The sequence below is a fragment of the Xenorhabdus sp. XBWT genome, assembly GCF_059072735.1.
In genome coordinates, this window is record NZ_CM180990.1 from 3,582,556 (window position 1) to 3,598,089 (window position 15,534).

General features: G+C 46.6%; 14 protein-coding genes. 12 read left to right on the forward strand and 2 right to left on the reverse strand.

The features are described 5' to 3' along the window. Positions 1–8: 8 nt before the first annotated feature. The 5 genes from AC5JQI_RS15620 to AC5JQI_RS15640 all read left to right on the forward strand — a co-directional run bounded on the left by AC5JQI_RS15620 (position 9) and on the right by AC5JQI_RS15640 (position 4,594). Positions 9–344, forward strand: a complete 336-nt coding sequence (locus tag AC5JQI_RS15620) for a hypothetical protein (protein WP_493912832.1) — start codon at positions 9–11, stop codon at positions 342–344. After that, positions 341–1,855: a conjugal transfer protein TraG N-terminal domain-containing protein gene (locus AC5JQI_RS15625; RefSeq protein WP_493912833.1), complete on the forward strand. Its 1,515-nt coding sequence runs from the start codon at positions 341–343 to the stop codon at positions 1,853–1,855. The genes AC5JQI_RS15620 and AC5JQI_RS15625 overlap by 4 nt, the downstream gene beginning before the upstream one ends. Positions 1,856–2,425: 570 nt before the next feature. Further along, positions 2,426–2,848, forward strand: coding sequence for a hypothetical protein (locus tag AC5JQI_RS15630; RefSeq protein ID WP_010846570.1), 423 nt, complete (start codon positions 2,426–2,428; stop codon positions 2,846–2,848). A gap of 146 nt (positions 2,849–2,994) precedes the next feature. Continuing rightward, on the forward strand, positions 2,995–3,192 hold the full coding sequence (locus tag AC5JQI_RS15635) for a hypothetical protein (RefSeq protein ID WP_147299001.1): 198 nt from the start codon (positions 2,995–2,997) through the stop codon (positions 3,190–3,192). Between the two features lie 484 nt (positions 3,193–3,676). Next, entirely contained in the window at positions 3,677–4,594 is a 918-nt protein-coding gene (locus AC5JQI_RS15640) for an integrase domain-containing protein (protein ID WP_493914708.1), read from the forward strand. 363 nt (positions 4,595–4,957) lie between these two features. Here AC5JQI_RS15640 and AC5JQI_RS15645 read toward each other — a convergent pair whose 3' ends face one another. After that, positions 4,958–5,542, reverse strand: a complete 585-nt coding sequence (locus AC5JQI_RS15645) for a hypothetical protein (protein ID WP_493912834.1) — start codon at positions 5,540–5,542, stop codon at positions 4,958–4,960. A 520-nt stretch (positions 5,543–6,062) separates the two neighbouring features. On the opposite strand from AC5JQI_RS15645, the gene AC5JQI_RS15650 reads away from it, so the two are divergent. Continuing rightward, positions 6,063–6,197 (forward strand): hypothetical protein, encoded by a 135-nt coding sequence (locus tag AC5JQI_RS15650; RefSeq protein WP_493912835.1) that lies wholly within the window; start codon positions 6,063–6,065, stop codon positions 6,195–6,197. A gap of 238 nt (positions 6,198–6,435) precedes the next feature. On the opposite strand, the gene AC5JQI_RS15655 is transcribed toward AC5JQI_RS15650, so the two are convergent. After that, positions 6,436–6,702: a helix-turn-helix domain-containing protein gene (locus AC5JQI_RS15655; RefSeq protein WP_493907573.1), complete on the reverse strand. Its 267-nt coding sequence runs from the start codon at positions 6,700–6,702 to the stop codon at positions 6,436–6,438. A gap of 687 nt (positions 6,703–7,389) precedes the next feature. On the opposite strand from AC5JQI_RS15655, the gene AC5JQI_RS15660 reads away from it, so the two are divergent. The 6 genes from AC5JQI_RS15660 to AC5JQI_RS15685 all read left to right on the forward strand — a co-directional run bounded on the left by AC5JQI_RS15660 (position 7,390) and on the right by AC5JQI_RS15685 (position 15,322). Next, entirely contained in the window at positions 7,390–7,575 is a 186-nt protein-coding gene (locus AC5JQI_RS15660; protein ID WP_162781333.1) for a hypothetical protein, read from the forward strand. Between the two features lie 553 nt (positions 7,576–8,128). Continuing rightward, a complete protein-coding gene (tssF, locus tag AC5JQI_RS15665; RefSeq protein ID WP_493912836.1) occupies positions 8,129–9,880 on the forward strand; it encodes a type VI secretion system baseplate subunit TssF in 1,752 nt (583 codons plus the stop codon). 33 nt (positions 9,881–9,913) lie between these two features. Next, on the forward strand, positions 9,914–11,941 hold the full coding sequence (tssI, locus tag AC5JQI_RS15670) for a type VI secretion system tip protein TssI/VgrG (RefSeq protein ID WP_493912837.1): 2,028 nt from the start codon (positions 9,914–9,916) through the stop codon (positions 11,939–11,941). Further along, positions 11,938–12,735 carry a DUF4123 domain-containing protein gene (locus AC5JQI_RS15675; RefSeq protein WP_493912838.1) on the forward strand — a complete coding sequence of 266 codons (798 nt, stop codon included), beginning with the start codon at positions 11,938–11,940 and terminating at the stop codon, positions 12,733–12,735. Before tssI ends, AC5JQI_RS15675 begins: the two co-directional genes overlap by 4 nt. Before the next feature lie 5 nt (positions 12,736–12,740). Then, positions 12,741–14,690, forward strand: coding sequence for a T6SS phospholipase effector Tle1-like catalytic domain-containing protein (locus AC5JQI_RS15680; RefSeq protein ID WP_162781413.1), 1,950 nt, complete (start codon positions 12,741–12,743; stop codon positions 14,688–14,690). Beyond that, positions 14,690–15,322, forward strand: coding sequence for a DUF2931 family protein (locus AC5JQI_RS15685; RefSeq protein WP_162781414.1), 633 nt, complete (start codon positions 14,690–14,692; stop codon positions 15,320–15,322). Before AC5JQI_RS15680 ends, AC5JQI_RS15685 begins: the two co-directional genes overlap by 1 nt. The last annotated feature ends 212 nt before the right edge of the window (positions 15,323–15,534 follow it).

Here is a 15,534-nt window from a genome sequence, read left to right on the forward strand (position 1 = left end):
GTTCGACGATGGCAAAAAAACGTGCAAGATTAAAACGAGGCATCGGATTATTACTGATTATCGCTTTGGCGATGGCTGTGACGTTAGCTACCGGCTGGGCAGGGATGAATTATCCCGAAACCCTGTCTGCCTTGAATCGCTGGCTGGTAAGGTATCAATCGCTTTGGCTGTTATGGCGATTAAGCCTTTACGGATGGCTGCTCTGGGGCGGTTGGAAAATCGGGCAAAGAGTGAAACATCAGGCGGAATATCGCACAACGCTGAGGCGGATGATGGTGGTCAGCCTGTTGTTTATCCTGCTGGGTGAATACGCCCTGTCAGCCAGTCAGGGAAGTGTGTCATGACCACGAACAGTTATCTGGAATATTTCCTGACCCTGCTCGGCTGGGTGGTGAATAATGGCCTGTGGCATATTCTGATTGCCACGGGGTTGTTTACCCTGCCGTTAGTGGTCAAAGTGATTGCCATTTGGCTGAAAGTGCGGGAGTGCGGGGAGGAAGAAGGCCCCAATGGATTGCAGTCACTGGCCCGGATTGAAAATACGCTCTACAGTGCGTTTTTCGTCATGGTTTTCTGCTGCGTGCCGTTGGTGAATGTCAGCTTCAGCACCCTCCAGTATGATACCGCCCGGGCCAAAAGCTGTGGCACCTGGACACCCGGTGCACCGGAGAACAGTGGTTATGCGGCGGTGATATCCAGTCTGAATAATCAAACGGCGGCAGTGCCGATTTGGTGGGCTATGGTGCATCGGTTATCCAAAGGGCTGACGCAGGCGGCGGTGGCCGCCATTCCCTGTCGGCCGGATTTACGGCAACTGCGTTTTGACGTGCAACATACCCGTATCAAGAGCCCGGCACTGGCGGCCGAGTTGCAGGATTTTACCCACGATTGTTATGCGTTGGCATTGTACCAGTGGCAACAACGCGATCCGGAACACACCAGCGACCCGATTATCCTGAATGATATCGGCTGGCTGGGCAGCCGTACATTTTTAGCCGGCGATTACCGGACGCTGCAATCGCGCACGCCCCGGGCTGATTTCCCATGGCAGGAGAGTCGAGACAACGGCCGGCCGTATACCGGGCAGGGCGGCTATCCGAGCTGTCAGGTCTGGTGGTCAGCCGCCAACATCGGCCTGAAAGATCGGGTACTGGCGCAGGCCGACCCGGGGTTGTGGCTGCGTCTGTCTGCGACACTGAAAATGTTGGGTAAAAACACGCCCGCTTATCAGGAAGCGGTGATCCGCCGTCTGGTCAGCCCGGTGAACCTGACGGTATCTCAAGCCGGCCAGGTGTATGCCGGTTATGGGGGTAATGCCGATCCCACGTTGTGGGATGGATCGACCCGGATAGGGGCCTCTGCTGGCGCACTGTTGGGGGGCTTACTGGCATATCCAATGTTCGATGCGGTACGCCAGGCCCTGCCGATGATGCAGGCGGTGATTTTGATGGCGTTGTATATCTTAATCCCGTTGCTGCTGTTGGTGGCCGCGTATGAGTTTAAGACCGTGTTTACCCTGACCTGTGTGATTTTTGCGTTGAATTTCCTGACCTTCTGGTGGGAACTGGCGCGCTGGCTGGACAGCCATTTGCTGGACGCCCTGTACGGCTCAGACACCCACAGCCTGTTTAATCTGGCGGGCATGCAGAACACCTCGGATGATTTAATCATGGGGCTGGTGATGGGGACGTTGTTTATTGTGCTGCCGATGATCTGGCTGGGGGCGCTGGCCTGGGCCGGCGTGCGGATGGGCGACGTCGGCGGCCTGATGAGTCAGGGCGTGGGACAGGTCAGGCAATCCGCTGGGATGTTTGGGCAGATGGTGATGCAGAAGATGATGTCGAAAGGAAAGTAGACAAACCCGTGTTTACAACGTCAGGGATACGCAGTTATCCCTGAATTGTCGTTTGGGTTTTAGGTCAATTTTCTATTTTTTTGCCTGTTTGATTTATTTATTATTGCCTCGTTCATGAAAAATAAAATAAAGATGTTTAACAAGATAGATAAATGAATCATTTAACGCCAATGCGTTATTGATTTAATTTATTCTATTTTATGATGCAGGTCGGTTTTATATTGGTTTTTGTGTCGTTATATTTCATATTGGGATTTTAATACGCAATATTCATGAGGTGACTCACAAAAAAGAGAATAAACCCATGCCATTTTATTTCATGTGACTTACACTGTAAACGCTGTAATACTTAACATGTTCTATATCAATAATGTCGTTTTAATGATAGTAGACGATTTATAGAAGCCTCAGTGGTTGAAGCCATTGAGGCTTCGCCGTTTAGTGTCATTAAATAAATGCGGGGGAAATTCGACTTACCGATTTAATTTAATTTTTTCGCTATTGAATTCAATATAAAAAGGATTAAATTGGAACGCCTTAAATATCGTCTGAAAATGTTCAGGGAAAGTCATGCGTGATATTGATAAAAATCATAAAAATAAGAAAGTTAAAAAACAATCCGATCATTTTATTCCTTACAAAACGACGTATGATTTGCGGTTAACAAAAAGAGAACCCAATTTAATCAACATACTGATGCAAGTTCAGGGGTATGAATATGGTTTTTTTACGGTGTTAGGTGTCCGCCCTTTATCACAACGCGGTAACCCGAAAAGCACATCCATTTATGTCGTGCGGTGCCGATGTGGTAAATACGCCGTCAGATCACTCAGGGCCATCAGAAACCCGGCGAATATGAATGATATGTGTGAGCATTGTCGTCACCTGTACAACCTGAGACGCAGAAACCACTTTCTTACTGAAGGGAAGGATGTTGATTTGTCAGAATTAACCGGCATTACCGATAAAAAGCCCCTGGACATTAAAGAATAAAGGAAGGGTATTACACTTGAGTATAAGTCTCTGGGCGCGTGAAAATCGTAGGGCAGAGATAATCGCACTGACATTGACCCGGTTTGATGCACACGCTACCATCGAAATGTAATTATCAGTGATCTGTTCGCCTGTGAGGATCACCCATGCGATGGCGAAACAAAGCTCCCGTAGCCTGCAAGGGAGCGCATTACCCTGTGGTACATCTGCGCACTTTTGGAAGCAGATATCGTCAGACAATAACCCGTCGTCCGACGATGAAAGTTATCCGGTGTGATTCACGACCGGCTTATCATGCAATACGAACAGCGCAGGCTTTGCGTTGTCCCGAATACCGACGATAAACGTCCTGAATGTTGTGCGGCGTCACTTGCGTAAAAGCAGCGCGATTACCAAGTGACGCCGTCAGGCGACCCACGTCCAGAGCACGTCTGGTCTGGCTTTACAACCAATTTGATCCACGCATTACTCAGGGAAGCCCGTTTCCACGAGTGCTTTTCTGCTTCTGAATTACTTTATTCCGTTTATTTTTTAACCCCGATGCCTTGCAACAGGCTGATGCCGTAAAAAAGGAGAGATTATCCACGTCAAGATAATGAGGCGTTCATCCTGATTGAATCAGGTACTGAACGGGGAGCATGTATCGCTGTGCTGAGCACGTCGCGAGCTCCTGCAAAAACTCAACACAATCTTCGCTCTGCTACACATTATCTGACGCACCACGGAACGGTGAACCTGAACCGACACGCAGGGACTGGTTTTTAAAATGAATAAAAAAACGAATGAAAAATGAATAAAAACAGAGGCAAAGTGACAGGAGATGCGGAGATGGCGCAGAAATCATCACGTTCAAAAGTTGAGCGGTTCAGGAAAGAATTTATCACTCACACCCGAAAAGCCGGCGGGAGTTTTGCCACGGTCGCTGACCGGGAGCGCATTGCCCGGCAGTTCCTCGACTATTTGAAAAACAACGGCATTAAACTCAGGCAAATGGATAGCCTCAAGGCGAAATATATTGAGCGCTATATTGCTCAGCGTAAGACTGACCATATCAGTCACCGGACACTGCAAAATGAGATGTCAGCACTGAGAGCGATTTTAGCGCAGGCCGGAAAGCTTAAGTTGGCTGCACCGGATAATCCGCATCTGAGCAACCGGGCACTCGGTATTGCGGATATGAGCCGCAAGGGCACGAAGGTTGCGCTGACACCGACAGCGTTCAGAGAAATTTTTCAGCAGGTCGAGCAAAAAGACCGGGGCGTGGCATCAGTGATGCAACTGGCCTATGTGCTGGGGTTGCGTACCAAAGAAGCCGTGGAAGCCGGTAAATCCTTAGCCACCTGGAAAAAAGCGCTGGAGAACGGTCATACGTCCGTGCGGGTGGTGTTTGGCACCAAAGGCGGGCGGCCGAGGCAGACGGTTATTCTGGATCGGGAAGCGCTGCAACACGCTATTGCCTATGCCGAGCGCGAACAGGCAGGGCGCAGCGGCAGATTAATTGATAAGCCCACGATCCATCAGGCGATAGATCGTTACCGTTACGTGGTCAGACGTGCCGGACTGGTGGGTAAGCAAGCGCCGCACAGCATGCGCTACCATTTTGCCCGGCAATCTGGTGAGTATTATAAAGTACAGGGTTTCAGTGAGCGGGAAGCGCTGGCACTGGTGTCAATGGATTTGGGACATGGTGATGGGCGGGGACGCTATATCCGGCAGGTGTATTACCAGAATATTGAGGGCGAATAACGGTATTGGCTGATACACGATTGGATGATTTTCTCATTAGAACATAAGAAATCAATCTTGGCACTTAGCCGGTTATTCATATGTCATATCTAACTCATTTCTGGGCAAAAATGAGTTATCCATAAGTTAACCCAGCAGCTGCTTTTGGTACAAGATTACCTGTCAAATTCGGTCATGTTCTACAACTAAAAGTGATTAAATCTAAATAATTTTGGATGCCAATTTGAATTCAGTCGATGCTCATATAAGTAATAACTCTACTGCTTATATCGGTTTATAAAGCACCATAATGAACTGCCCAAAAAGTTGGAGTTCAACTTTTTGGGGGAGTCATGAAATAAAAATATACTCTATATAATAAAATTAACAGAATTTTTCTTTTTTCTGTACAAATTCATAGAAAGAACTATCTGTTTTTATTTTTGGGCTGAATGATGGAGATAATAGTGCATCTAATTTATGGCAAAATGGTTTTATGCGGCCATTGGTATTAATATTAAAGTATGGACGGAAAATATTGTTGAATTTTAGTGTTAAATTGCATCCATGTATATGGTAACCAGCCCAGTCATGAAAATCGTATCCTACTAATATTGGTTTGTCTCTATCATAGAGTGATATAACAAGTATTCTTCCATTTTCTTTGTCAATGCCAATATATTTACCAATTGCCAAATCAAAGTATTCTAACTCTGTATGAGGAGAGAATATTTTATCATCAAAGGATTCTTTTAACTTATTTAGTTGTGATTTTGTTCTTGAAAAAACCAAACGATTAGATAAGAAAAAAGCAGCTATTACCATTGCGGAAAAGTAAGGCGTGGAACTAAAAAAATCCATGTGAAATAAATAATTTCCAATAATCGTTATGCATATTGGAACAATTATTATCTGTAAAATAAATACTACAGGAACGTATAATTTCCTTATGCTATTTATAAGCAGCATAGCTGATCTCCTTTATGAACAATGATATTTTGTATTTCCTATCATAATGTTCTTTATTGTTTTTTGTATTTTACATATTGATGGCGTTCAAGTCCATGGCCGAAACTAGCAAAAATATTTTTTGTGGCTCCCTACACGAATCCGAATTAGCTTATTTAGTTTGAAAATTACTTGGATAAAGTTTTGTTATTTGCTTATACGTTAGTTTAAATAATGCAAATTCAAGTGAGTAATGGGCTAACGAATCATTATTCTGCCTCAAATTGGGCATAAATAAGGTAGAGTAAATAACCAAAACGGGGTACATCGTGAAATGAGAATTGACTGAGTGGGCTCTGACTCACCCAAAAAGCCATTACGTTCCAGATATTATTTTCTGCCCCAGAAAATGAATTACCCATTGACCTTATGATTTCCGTTTATTAGCGTGGAAAAGTTTGTGAATGATCCCGTCGCTTGTGAGGATCACCTTCGGGCAGCGACAACAACACTCCTGTAGCCTGCAAGGGAGTACACCGATGTGTGGTACATCTGCGCCCCTTTGGAAGCAGATATCGTCAGTTATCTGGCGATGAAGGTCTCTTATCCATCATGGCCAACCGGCCAGTCACCCGGAGGCGGAATCGAAAGTCATTATAACTCGTTGAATACATAAAGTCTATTTTCTTATCTTCCGTTTATGCCCCTTTTAATGCCCCCGGATTATTTTGCTTGCTTTAGTTTTCCTATCTAACTGATTTAACTTATTTATATTGCTTGTTGTGTGCTTTTTCATCATGTTAAAGCAAAAAAGCCGTGAGGGTTAAAAATGGTCAAATTTGGCGGCCATTTCATACTCAGGGCTTCATATTAAAATTTATCATTTTTACGGGTTCGATCACAAATTAAAGCGGTTATTCCTGTGGTTTATTACGAACCTTGCGTTCAATAGGCTGACCATAGGGATCAAAATAACGGCTGGGCCAGATTTCCGAAGGATGGATACCAAGATAATCCGCTATGATCCATTCGCCTTTAGGCCACTGTCTGCTGAGTGCATTCGCTAGTGTTGATGAACTGAGTCCCGCTTCACGAGAAACCGCCGCTAAGGTTGTACCACGCTTACGCAATGCGGCAATAATATCGGCCTGATGCCAGTCATTTCTAACGTTGTTATTCATTCCCGCTACCCCTTCCATTCATTAATATTGATGGTGATGATTCAGACAGGGTTTGCACTACCGGGAACGATCGTCCGGCGAGGCCGAAGCCTCCCCTGCCTGAACCACCATTGAATAGGTGCGAGCAGGCACACTGGCAGAAACTTCCTACCAGTGGATCGTTCTAACAGGGGTGCAAATCCCTGACCATTAGATTTTGCTAATGGCGGGGATACTTTAACGGATTGTTTTATCTAACTCAATAACCGAACTGCTAAGTTGAACGGGTATAAACCCGCTTAGCATAATACCGGTGTATTTCAAGCTCAGTTGCCCCCTGCGCGACCAAACTGAGAGTTAAATCATTTGGTTGGTTAAGGCTCAGTGAATCCTGTCCTCAGTGATTGCACAAACTCAGAGGAGAATACGGACGGCTAAACCAATCTTTGTTGTTTATTCTCGTTCGTGATCGCTTCGCTATCCGTATTTCCCCTGTGTTTTTCAGACTTATTTTTACTCATTTTGAAACATTTCCTGCGTGTCGGTTAGGTTCACCGTTCCGTGTTGCGTCAGATAATGTGTAGCAGGGCGCGGGTTGTGTTGAGTTTTTGCAGGAGTTCGCTACGTGCTGAGCACGGCGATGGAGTACTCCCCGTTCAGAAGCCTGATAGCTCAGGCTGAACGCCTCATTAATCGTGACGTGGTGTGATGTCTCCTTTTTTACTGCATCGGCCTGTTGCAAGGCAGTGGGTGAAAAATAAACGGAATAAGTCGGTAAGAGGTGAAAAAGTGCCTGTGAAAGCGCTGTCACCCAGTAATACAGGGTTCAAATCGGTCGAAAAGCCAGTCTGGTTGTGCTCTGGACGTTTGCCGCCCGGCGGCGTCACTTGGTAATCACTCCGCTCATGCGCAAGTGACGCCGCGCAGTGTTCGGAACGTTTATCGTGCGTTAATCAAAACGTAGATTAAGATCGTGCAGGGTAAAGTTGTGATGGTAAACGTGGCAGGGATACTGCTCTGCGTGAATGATAAGCCGGTTAATTAAGAAACCGGATAACTTTCATCGCCGGACGGAGGTTTGTTGTCCAGTGATATCTGCTTCCAAAAGTGCGCAGATGTACCGCAATGTTTGCTCTCCCTTGCAGGCTACGGGAGTTTCATTTCGCCACCCGAAGGCGATCCTGACAGGCGATGGATCATTGTTGTAGAAAAAGATATTAACGGTCAGGTCGGATAGAGTCAAACTGTGGCTATTCTGCCATCTTTATTTTTGCCTGAATTCCCGTGCAAATTCCGCTGACAAGCCGATATTCCGCCAAAATCAGACGAAAATTAGATTTAATTGGTTAATTAATTTTATTGATTATTATATACAATTATAGACCAGACACCTCTGTTAATTCAGCATAATACCGATACCTGATGGATAAAACATAAGTTAAATTCAATGATAAACAACAAAGAATCTCTGTACCTGCAAGAGCGTGCCTACCTGCGGGAACTGGCTCAGCGCGTGGCAAAAGAATCACCCCATTTAACGGACTTTCTGGCAACGGCCCATGATCCCGATATTCAACGCCTTTTCGAAGCGTTTGCCCTGCTGATTGCCCGGTTACGGGATAAACTGGAGGATGATTTCCCCGAAATTACCCACGGTATTCTGTCCCGTGTCTGGCCGTTAGTCCTGTGCCCTGTCCCGCCCACCACGGTCATGCAATTTTGCCCTGCCGATGGCGAGCATCAGGGAGCCGCTGATATTCCCAAGAGCACTGCTGTTTCGGCGCAGTTGGACGGGCAGTTACTCAGCTTCAAAACCTGCCGACCTTTGCATATCGAACCCTTAACGGTGCGGGATCGCACGGTGAAAAAAACCGGCACCCTCAGCGAAATCATCCTGACCCTCTGTCAGACGGGACAGTCTTCACCGGTCTGGAAAAGTGGGGCACTCTCTTTTTTCCTCGGCACGGACATCGGGCGGGCGGCACAGCTCAGCCTGTGGCTTGATCAGCATATCTGTGAAATGAGTCTGAGAACACAGGGCGAACAACGCAGGCTGAACTGTTTTCCTTATGGCTGGCATGACCTGCTGGATAAGCCCATTCTACCGATGAAAAAGAGCACCTATACCGGCTTGCAAACGCTGGTTGAATATTATGCGCTGCCGCATCTGTATAACTTTGTCACGCTTGATATCAGCCGTGACTGTGCGGAAGTCCCGCTCAATGCGGATGGCACCTTTGAGCTGATTTTTCGTTTTGAAGGCGAACTGCCGCTGGATGATGTCAGTGATGCCTTTATGCTGGGCTGTGTTCCGGCCATTCATCTGGAAAACCGGATCAGTCCGCCCATTGCACTGAGTGCCGAAAATAACCGCTATCCCCTGCCATTGGGGGATTCTGTAAAATTGTTCCGGTTACGTGATATTCAGGTGCTCCAGCAACCCGATGATGATTCGCAACGGGGCTCGCCTTACCGCTATCTGCCGATAGAACAGTTTACGCCCGCAGCGGAACTGCTTGTCGGGGAAGAGCCGGATTATTTTTACTATCAGCTTCGTACCGAACGTGATTTGCTGGATCGCATTCAACACTGGTTGCATTTTTTTGACCTGACGGGCAAACCGGCTAATCATCTACCTGAACTCGCGGTTGCCTGCGATTTTACGGGCTACCATGGATCCGCAATGGCACTGGAAAAAGGCACTATCACGGTGATGCAGGAAGGTTCGCCTTCTCATCTCAGTGTGCACAATATCACGCCGGTCACCACGGATTACCCGCCGATGTTGCAGGACAATTCCGGCTGGCCGCTGCTTTCCTGCCTCGCCAGCCCGCCCGTTTTGTTGTTTACCACGGAAGGAATGCAGCATTTTCTCCGTCTGTTTGACTATTATGCCGAATTTAACCGCCCCCTGAGCCGCCATATCCAGCGGCATATCGACGGCATTATGCAGGTGGAAGAGAGCCTGACCGACCGAATGAAGATGGGCCGCCCCGTCCGGGGACATCTGTTGTCACTCACCCTGAATCCTGACTGCTACGCCAGTCCGGGGGAGATGTACCGTTTCTGTCGGTTAATTAATGACGCTATGGCGTGTTTTGTCAGCCAGTCCACCTTCGTCAAACTGGATGTATTTACCCCAAACCAAAAAGTTTTATGGCAATTCAAAGAAGTCTATGGGGCACGGATGGAGATGTAATTTATCAAGCAATCACAACAAGGAGCAAAAAACATGAATATAATGAACGGGCTGACGGCTGCCAAAAGTGGATTACGCTTTACTTTTCAGATAGCCGGCCTGCCTGAATCCACCTTTGCTGTGGGCGAGTTTTCCCTTCAGGAAGGGTTATCTGAACTGTTTACCCTCAACCTGACACTGGTTCAGTCCCTGCCCGACAACCCTTTTCGGCCAAAGCCGGAAATCGATTTAACCACGCTGTTGATGCAGGAAGCGGTGTTGCAGGTGTTTAACGGGGAAACGCTGCAACGCAAAATTACCGGCATTATCTCCCATGCCGACTGGGCGGGCACCGATGGTAATAAAACACTTTATACCGTGACGGTTCGGCCTGCGCTCTGGCGTCTGACGCTCAATCAGGACAGCCGGATTTTCCATCAGCGAAATGTCCCCGCCATCCTGAATGGCCTGCTGAAAAAGCATAAAGTGCGCGCCGATTCGAAGCTCTACGATACCCATCAGGACAGAGAATACGTGACCCAGAAACGGGAATCTGACTTTGGGTTTTTCAGCCGGCTGGCGGCGGAAGAAGGCATCAGTTTCTGGTTTGAGGATGAAACGCTGTTTTTCAGCGACAGCCATCTGGGGATGACGGCGGGACTGCCCCTACTTTACCAGCCCCAGCCGGAAACCGCGCACGGGACAGAGACGATTTATCAGGTGCGGCTAGGTGTCGGAATGAGTCCGCAGCGCAGTTTCCATAAAGATTTCAACCCGGAAAACCCGCGCTATCACCTCTCCCATATGCAAAGCAGCGAAGGCTTCTGCAACTTCGGCAGCAAAACCCCCTATACCGTGTTTGAAAGTTACGGGCGTTTTCAGAAAGATGCCGCCGCTAAACCGTTTCTCAAATACCGCCATGAAGCGCTGGATAACCAGAAAAAAACTGGCAGCGGCAACAGTAACTGTATCAAACTGATGCCGGGTAAGATTTTTGAGATAAAAAGTCACCCACATAAGTCACTGAATGCTCGCTGGCAGGTAGTTGGCATCAGCCATCACGGGCGCTGCCCGCAGGCACTGGGTGATAACAGCGGAGAAGGAACCACGCTCAGTAATCATTTCAGTTTTATTGATGGCCTTGCCGACTGGCGTCCGCCGTTCCACTACAAACCGCTCGCCGATGGCGATGAAACCGCGATGGTGGTCGGGCCGGAAGGGGAAGAGATTTTCGTCAATAAAGACGGCGCGATTAAAGTCCATTTTCACTGGAACCGCTACGACCAGCCCGATGATGGCGCGTCTTGTTGGGTGCGCGTCGCACAGGGCTGGAACGGTAACGGCTTCGGTTTTATGGCCATCCCGCGTATCGGTCAGGAAGTGATTATTTCCTATCTCAATGGTGATATTGATCGGCCCATCGTCACCGGCTGTGTTTACAATGGCCTGAACCGCCCGCCGTTGGATTTACCCGCCCAGAAAACCCGCACAACTTTCAAGACCAAAACCCATAAAGGCAAAGGCTTTAACGAACTGCGTTTTGAGGATGCCAAAGACAGCGAAGAAATTTATCTTCACGGTCAGAAAGATTTTACCGCGCATATTGAAAATGATGCCCGCTGGCATATCAAACACGACCAGAAACAACGTATCGATAACAACCGTTATCACGAAATCCTCGCCGATGACCACCATCAGGTCGCCGGTTCGCGCAAAATCACCACCGAAGGCGATGTCTCCCACCGGATTGCGGGCAGCCAGCATATTCAGACGGGGGATGCCACGGTGATTGACAGCGGGCAGGAAATCCACCTGAAAAGCGGCGGTAAGGTGGTGCTGGAAGCGGCTTCGGAAATCACGCTGAAAGTGGGTGGCAGCTTTCTCAAAGTCACACCGGGCGGGATTTTGTCTTCACCGATTAATGTCGGGCAGGGTTCAGGCGGCAGTGGTCGCAGGCTGGCACTGCAATTACCGGAGGGCGTGGCACCATTGCCGGAAGTGGAATTCCTCGCCAAACCGGCCTGTGCCATTCTCGCACAGCAAGAGGAAAACTGGATTATCACGGGAGCAGAAGAAGCATGATGAAATCGACCGATTGGAAAAACTGGCTGTCACATCAGGACCGAGGGGAGTGTTATTTTCTGGTCAACAGTCTGGCGGAACCGAACCCCGTCCAGACCTTTTACCTCAATGGCTGGGCAGAGCAGGCTTTTCCGCTCTACAGCGGCACGCCGATGAATGCCATGCTGGCACAAAGCCCGTGGCTGATTCAACCCAAAACAAAATGCCTGCCGGAATTGGCTGTATTGCTGGATAAACACGCATTCAGTGATGTCAGTTGGGGCTGGGGCTATCGCAGCACATTGCCGTGGTCATTTCAGTTAGAACACTGGCGTTTACATCAACAGGTTTTACTGCGCGGGCAAGAGGTGGTTTTACGTCTGATGGATAACCGTATTTTCACGCCTTTGCTGCCCGCCCTGCAACCGGGTGACTGGCGTGAACTCTTAACCCCGGTCAATGAACTGATGATCGATACTCCTGAGCCAGTTTGCTATTACCGACCCGAAAATTGTGCTCAGGAATTAAACACGAATTTATTTGTGCTGGGCGAGCACCTGATTGAAGCGCGTTACTCAACCGATACAGCCCTCAAGAATTTGGCCTACTCCTTAAGTTGCCAGCTTTGGGAGGAAAACCCCGAATTGGCGCTGACACTGGATGAACCGGAAGGGCAATTGCAAAACAGTCTTGTAGCGTGGCTGAAGCAGGCGAGAGATGAAAAACAAAACCTGAACAAACTTACCGTTGGACACTTTATTACCGATAACCCACAGGTTGCGTTTAGCAAGGAAATTAAGATTAATTTAGGATGAAAAGAATGAGCCAGTTAGAACAAACGGATTGCATTGATTGCCAAAAGATACTGAAACAGTGGGTTGAATTTCAGCTTGTAGATGAAGAAGGCAAACCACTGGTTGGAATGCCTTATAAATTGAAAAGCCGAGGGAATAAAAGCATAGTGCGAACGGGGACTACAGATGGAAATGGAATATTACGGGAAGCAGATCTTCCCCCCATGCCTGTGACTCTATCTGTTACAGCACAGCCTCTTGCCGATGAAATAGTTACACGAACACCTCGTCAGCAAACTGGCGAAGTCAATTCTCCTGTAAAGCCAACGGCTATATTGGACGGGAATGAATACCAATATATTACGTTGGGTATGCTCAGTGACGCATACCCGAAGATTAAAGGCTGGCAGGAGCAGGAATTAAAAAATTCTGAACATTTTTGCGGTTCAACGTTACAGGGACTGTCAACCCACCAGCTCAAGAGACGGCATGTGCTGGAAATAAGGGGAATTGAACGTGGTATTACCTTAACAATAGGTGTCTTTTTTGATGGTACAGGGAATAATACCGAAAATATTAATGAACGTCTTTTTTGTGTTCCGGAAACAGCGGGAATAAAGCAACAGGTTGCAAGTTGTTCTTTCAATCAATTTGGCTTACCTGGTGATACCTCACGGATCAGTTATGATGGTTACTATACCAATGTACATTTTTTGCATGAATTATATAAAAATGATGAGATAGATGAAAATTCACGCCAAATCAAAGTGTATATCGAAGGTATCGGTACACAGGCGGGAGAATCAGACAGTGTGGTGGGTTATGGCTTAGGGATAGGGGAAACCGGTGTTCATGCTAAAACTGAAATGGCCATTCAGAAAATTAAAACTGAAATGACTAAACAACTTGTTGCTATACAATCTAATGTTAAATGTCTTCAGTTCGATATTATTGGCTTTAGCCGGGGAGCAGCAGCTGCGCGCCATTTTGCTAACCGGGTCTTTCATCATGATCCTGTTCTGGAAAATGCCTTAACTGAATGTTTTAATCAACGGCGTTATCTGAATAAGTCCTCTTATCCCACAGGGAAAAACCGCTTTTTGGGTATTTTTGATACCGTTGCGGCAATTGGTACATTAAGCAATGGACTTAATCCTCATACTGCCGATACGGGCGAAGTTGATATCCGCTTGCCCGCAGGCATTGCAGAGCATATTTTCCATATTACGGCTATGAATGAATGCCGTTATAACTTTTCTTCAAATAGCGTTAAACCGGATTATCCGGAACTCATATTTCCGGGGGCGCATTCAGATATTGGTGGTGGATATAATCCCACTGAAACAGAACATCTATTTATTACCCGACCACGCAGCATAAAGGTAGATGAAAGTACTCCTGAGCACACTACCTGGATTTATAAAAAAGCGCAGGATGAATTATCTCAAATGGCCGATTATCCGGCGATTGCCCCGCTACTTATCGGCAACAATGAAAATATAAAAGTGGAAGCATGGAAAAACAACCAATTTTACCCCCGTAATGATCTGGAACGTTTCCAAAAGCAAGTAGCCGCAGCGGTAGTGTTGCACCGTGAGATTACCAATGACTGGTCTAAAGTGGTTATGCGGGTAATGCAGGATGCCGCCCAAGAGGCAAAAGTGGTCTTCACTACTCCCGAAAGTAATGATGAAAATTACAAGCTCCCGCCGGAACTGGATTCACTGGCAGAAAAGGCTATTGAACAGGGGCGAGCGGTTCGACAAGAAAAGCCATTAACTCCTTTTAGTGTTGAAGAATTGGCGTTGATCCAGACTAAATATGTCCACTGTTCATCACACTGGAATTCGGTGGTGATAAAAGACGAAAATATTCAAGGAGGTGTTAATGCTATAGAATTAATCAGCTTTGTTAACCGTCCTTGTGAAAAATGGCACCGAGCCATTTTTGATATTACCGGTAAGGAAATTTTATAATGGAAAGAAAATATTTAATAGCATTGCTTAGTCTTGGAATAATATGTGGATTAACTGCTTGTGGATCTTTCTCATCTAGAGCACCATCAGTATCTTTTCAACCAATTATGTATAGCAATGCCCCACTGACTGATGAAAAATGGAACTTTAGATTTACCACACCTAGGTATTCTCCAATTTATGTTAGCTCGGTTCATTTTCTGAACGAAAATAATAGTGTTATACGAACATTTATGCCTGTTCAACCCCATTCAGATCAGGATACTCTAAGAGTAAATAACGCTGTCAATAATAACCAACATGAGGTTTTACCCTATGGATTAGTCGTCTGTTGGAATCCGATAGTCAAGAAACAAACTACCCAAACCATCCAAACAAATTTCATTGTTAGGCAACAAACTCATCAAGGTACTCATAAACCTATTAAGTATTCCAATGATGAAAAAGAATTATTCTATTATAAAAACCTTTTTAATATAAAACTGTCATCTTGGGAAAACCTCCTTATGGAGTTCTACAGTTTCGATAAAAATAACGGAAATATTATGCTACTAGCCAGTGGCAAAGGTGAATCGGTTTCTGGTGATAACATGACGATTTGCCGGGATAAAACAAACCACCCTGATGGTTAAGGTGAATATTCTGAACGTATCAAAAACTTTATCAAAGGGAAAAAGTACCCTTACGGAGAGTGGTAAAGCGGTCACTTTGAGTTTTTCGCTTGATAGTTAGACGCTAATTTTTAGGGTATCACTGACGCGCTGCGCTTGTCTTCTCCATGTTACCGGGCTAATACATTAACCCGGCAACATGGAGAGCTGAAAAATACCTGCCAGAAAAGAGG

What these genes read in the sequence shown, in the direction of transcription:
- AC5JQI_RS15620 (WP_493912832.1), top strand. Translation starts at nt 9, where the DNA reads ATGGCAAAAAAACGTGCAAGATTAAAACGAGGCATCGGATTATTACTG.
- tssI (WP_493912837.1), top strand. Translation starts at nt 9,914, where the DNA reads ATGAATATAATGAACGGGCTGACGGCTGCCAAAAGTGGATTACGCTTT.
- AC5JQI_RS15655 (WP_493907573.1), bottom strand. Translation starts at nt 6,702, where the DNA reads ATGAATAACAACGTTAGAAATGACTGGCATCAGGCCGATATTATTGCC.
- AC5JQI_RS15685 (WP_162781414.1), top strand. Translation starts at nt 14,690, where the DNA reads ATGGAAAGAAAATATTTAATAGCATTGCTTAGTCTTGGAATAATATGT.
- tssF (WP_493912836.1), top strand. Translation starts at nt 8,129, where the DNA reads ATGATAAACAACAAAGAATCTCTGTACCTGCAAGAGCGTGCCTACCTG.
- AC5JQI_RS15675 (WP_493912838.1), top strand. Translation starts at nt 11,938, where the DNA reads ATGATGAAATCGACCGATTGGAAAAACTGGCTGTCACATCAGGACCGA.
- AC5JQI_RS15630 (WP_010846570.1), top strand. Translation starts at nt 2,426, where the DNA reads ATGCGTGATATTGATAAAAATCATAAAAATAAGAAAGTTAAAAAACAA.
- AC5JQI_RS15640 (WP_493914708.1), top strand. Translation starts at nt 3,677, where the DNA reads ATGGCGCAGAAATCATCACGTTCAAAAGTTGAGCGGTTCAGGAAAGAA.
- AC5JQI_RS15680 (WP_162781413.1), top strand. Translation starts at nt 12,741, where the DNA reads ATGAGCCAGTTAGAACAAACGGATTGCATTGATTGCCAAAAGATACTG.
- AC5JQI_RS15635 (WP_147299001.1), top strand. Translation starts at nt 2,995, where the DNA reads ATGCGATGGCGAAACAAAGCTCCCGTAGCCTGCAAGGGAGCGCATTAC.
- AC5JQI_RS15625 (WP_493912833.1), top strand. Translation starts at nt 341, where the DNA reads ATGACCACGAACAGTTATCTGGAATATTTCCTGACCCTGCTCGGCTGG.
- AC5JQI_RS15660 (WP_162781333.1), top strand. Translation starts at nt 7,390, where the DNA reads ATGTCTCCTTTTTTACTGCATCGGCCTGTTGCAAGGCAGTGGGTGAAA.
- AC5JQI_RS15645 (WP_493912834.1), bottom strand. Translation starts at nt 5,542, where the DNA reads ATGCTGCTTATAAATAGCATAAGGAAATTATACGTTCCTGTAGTATTT.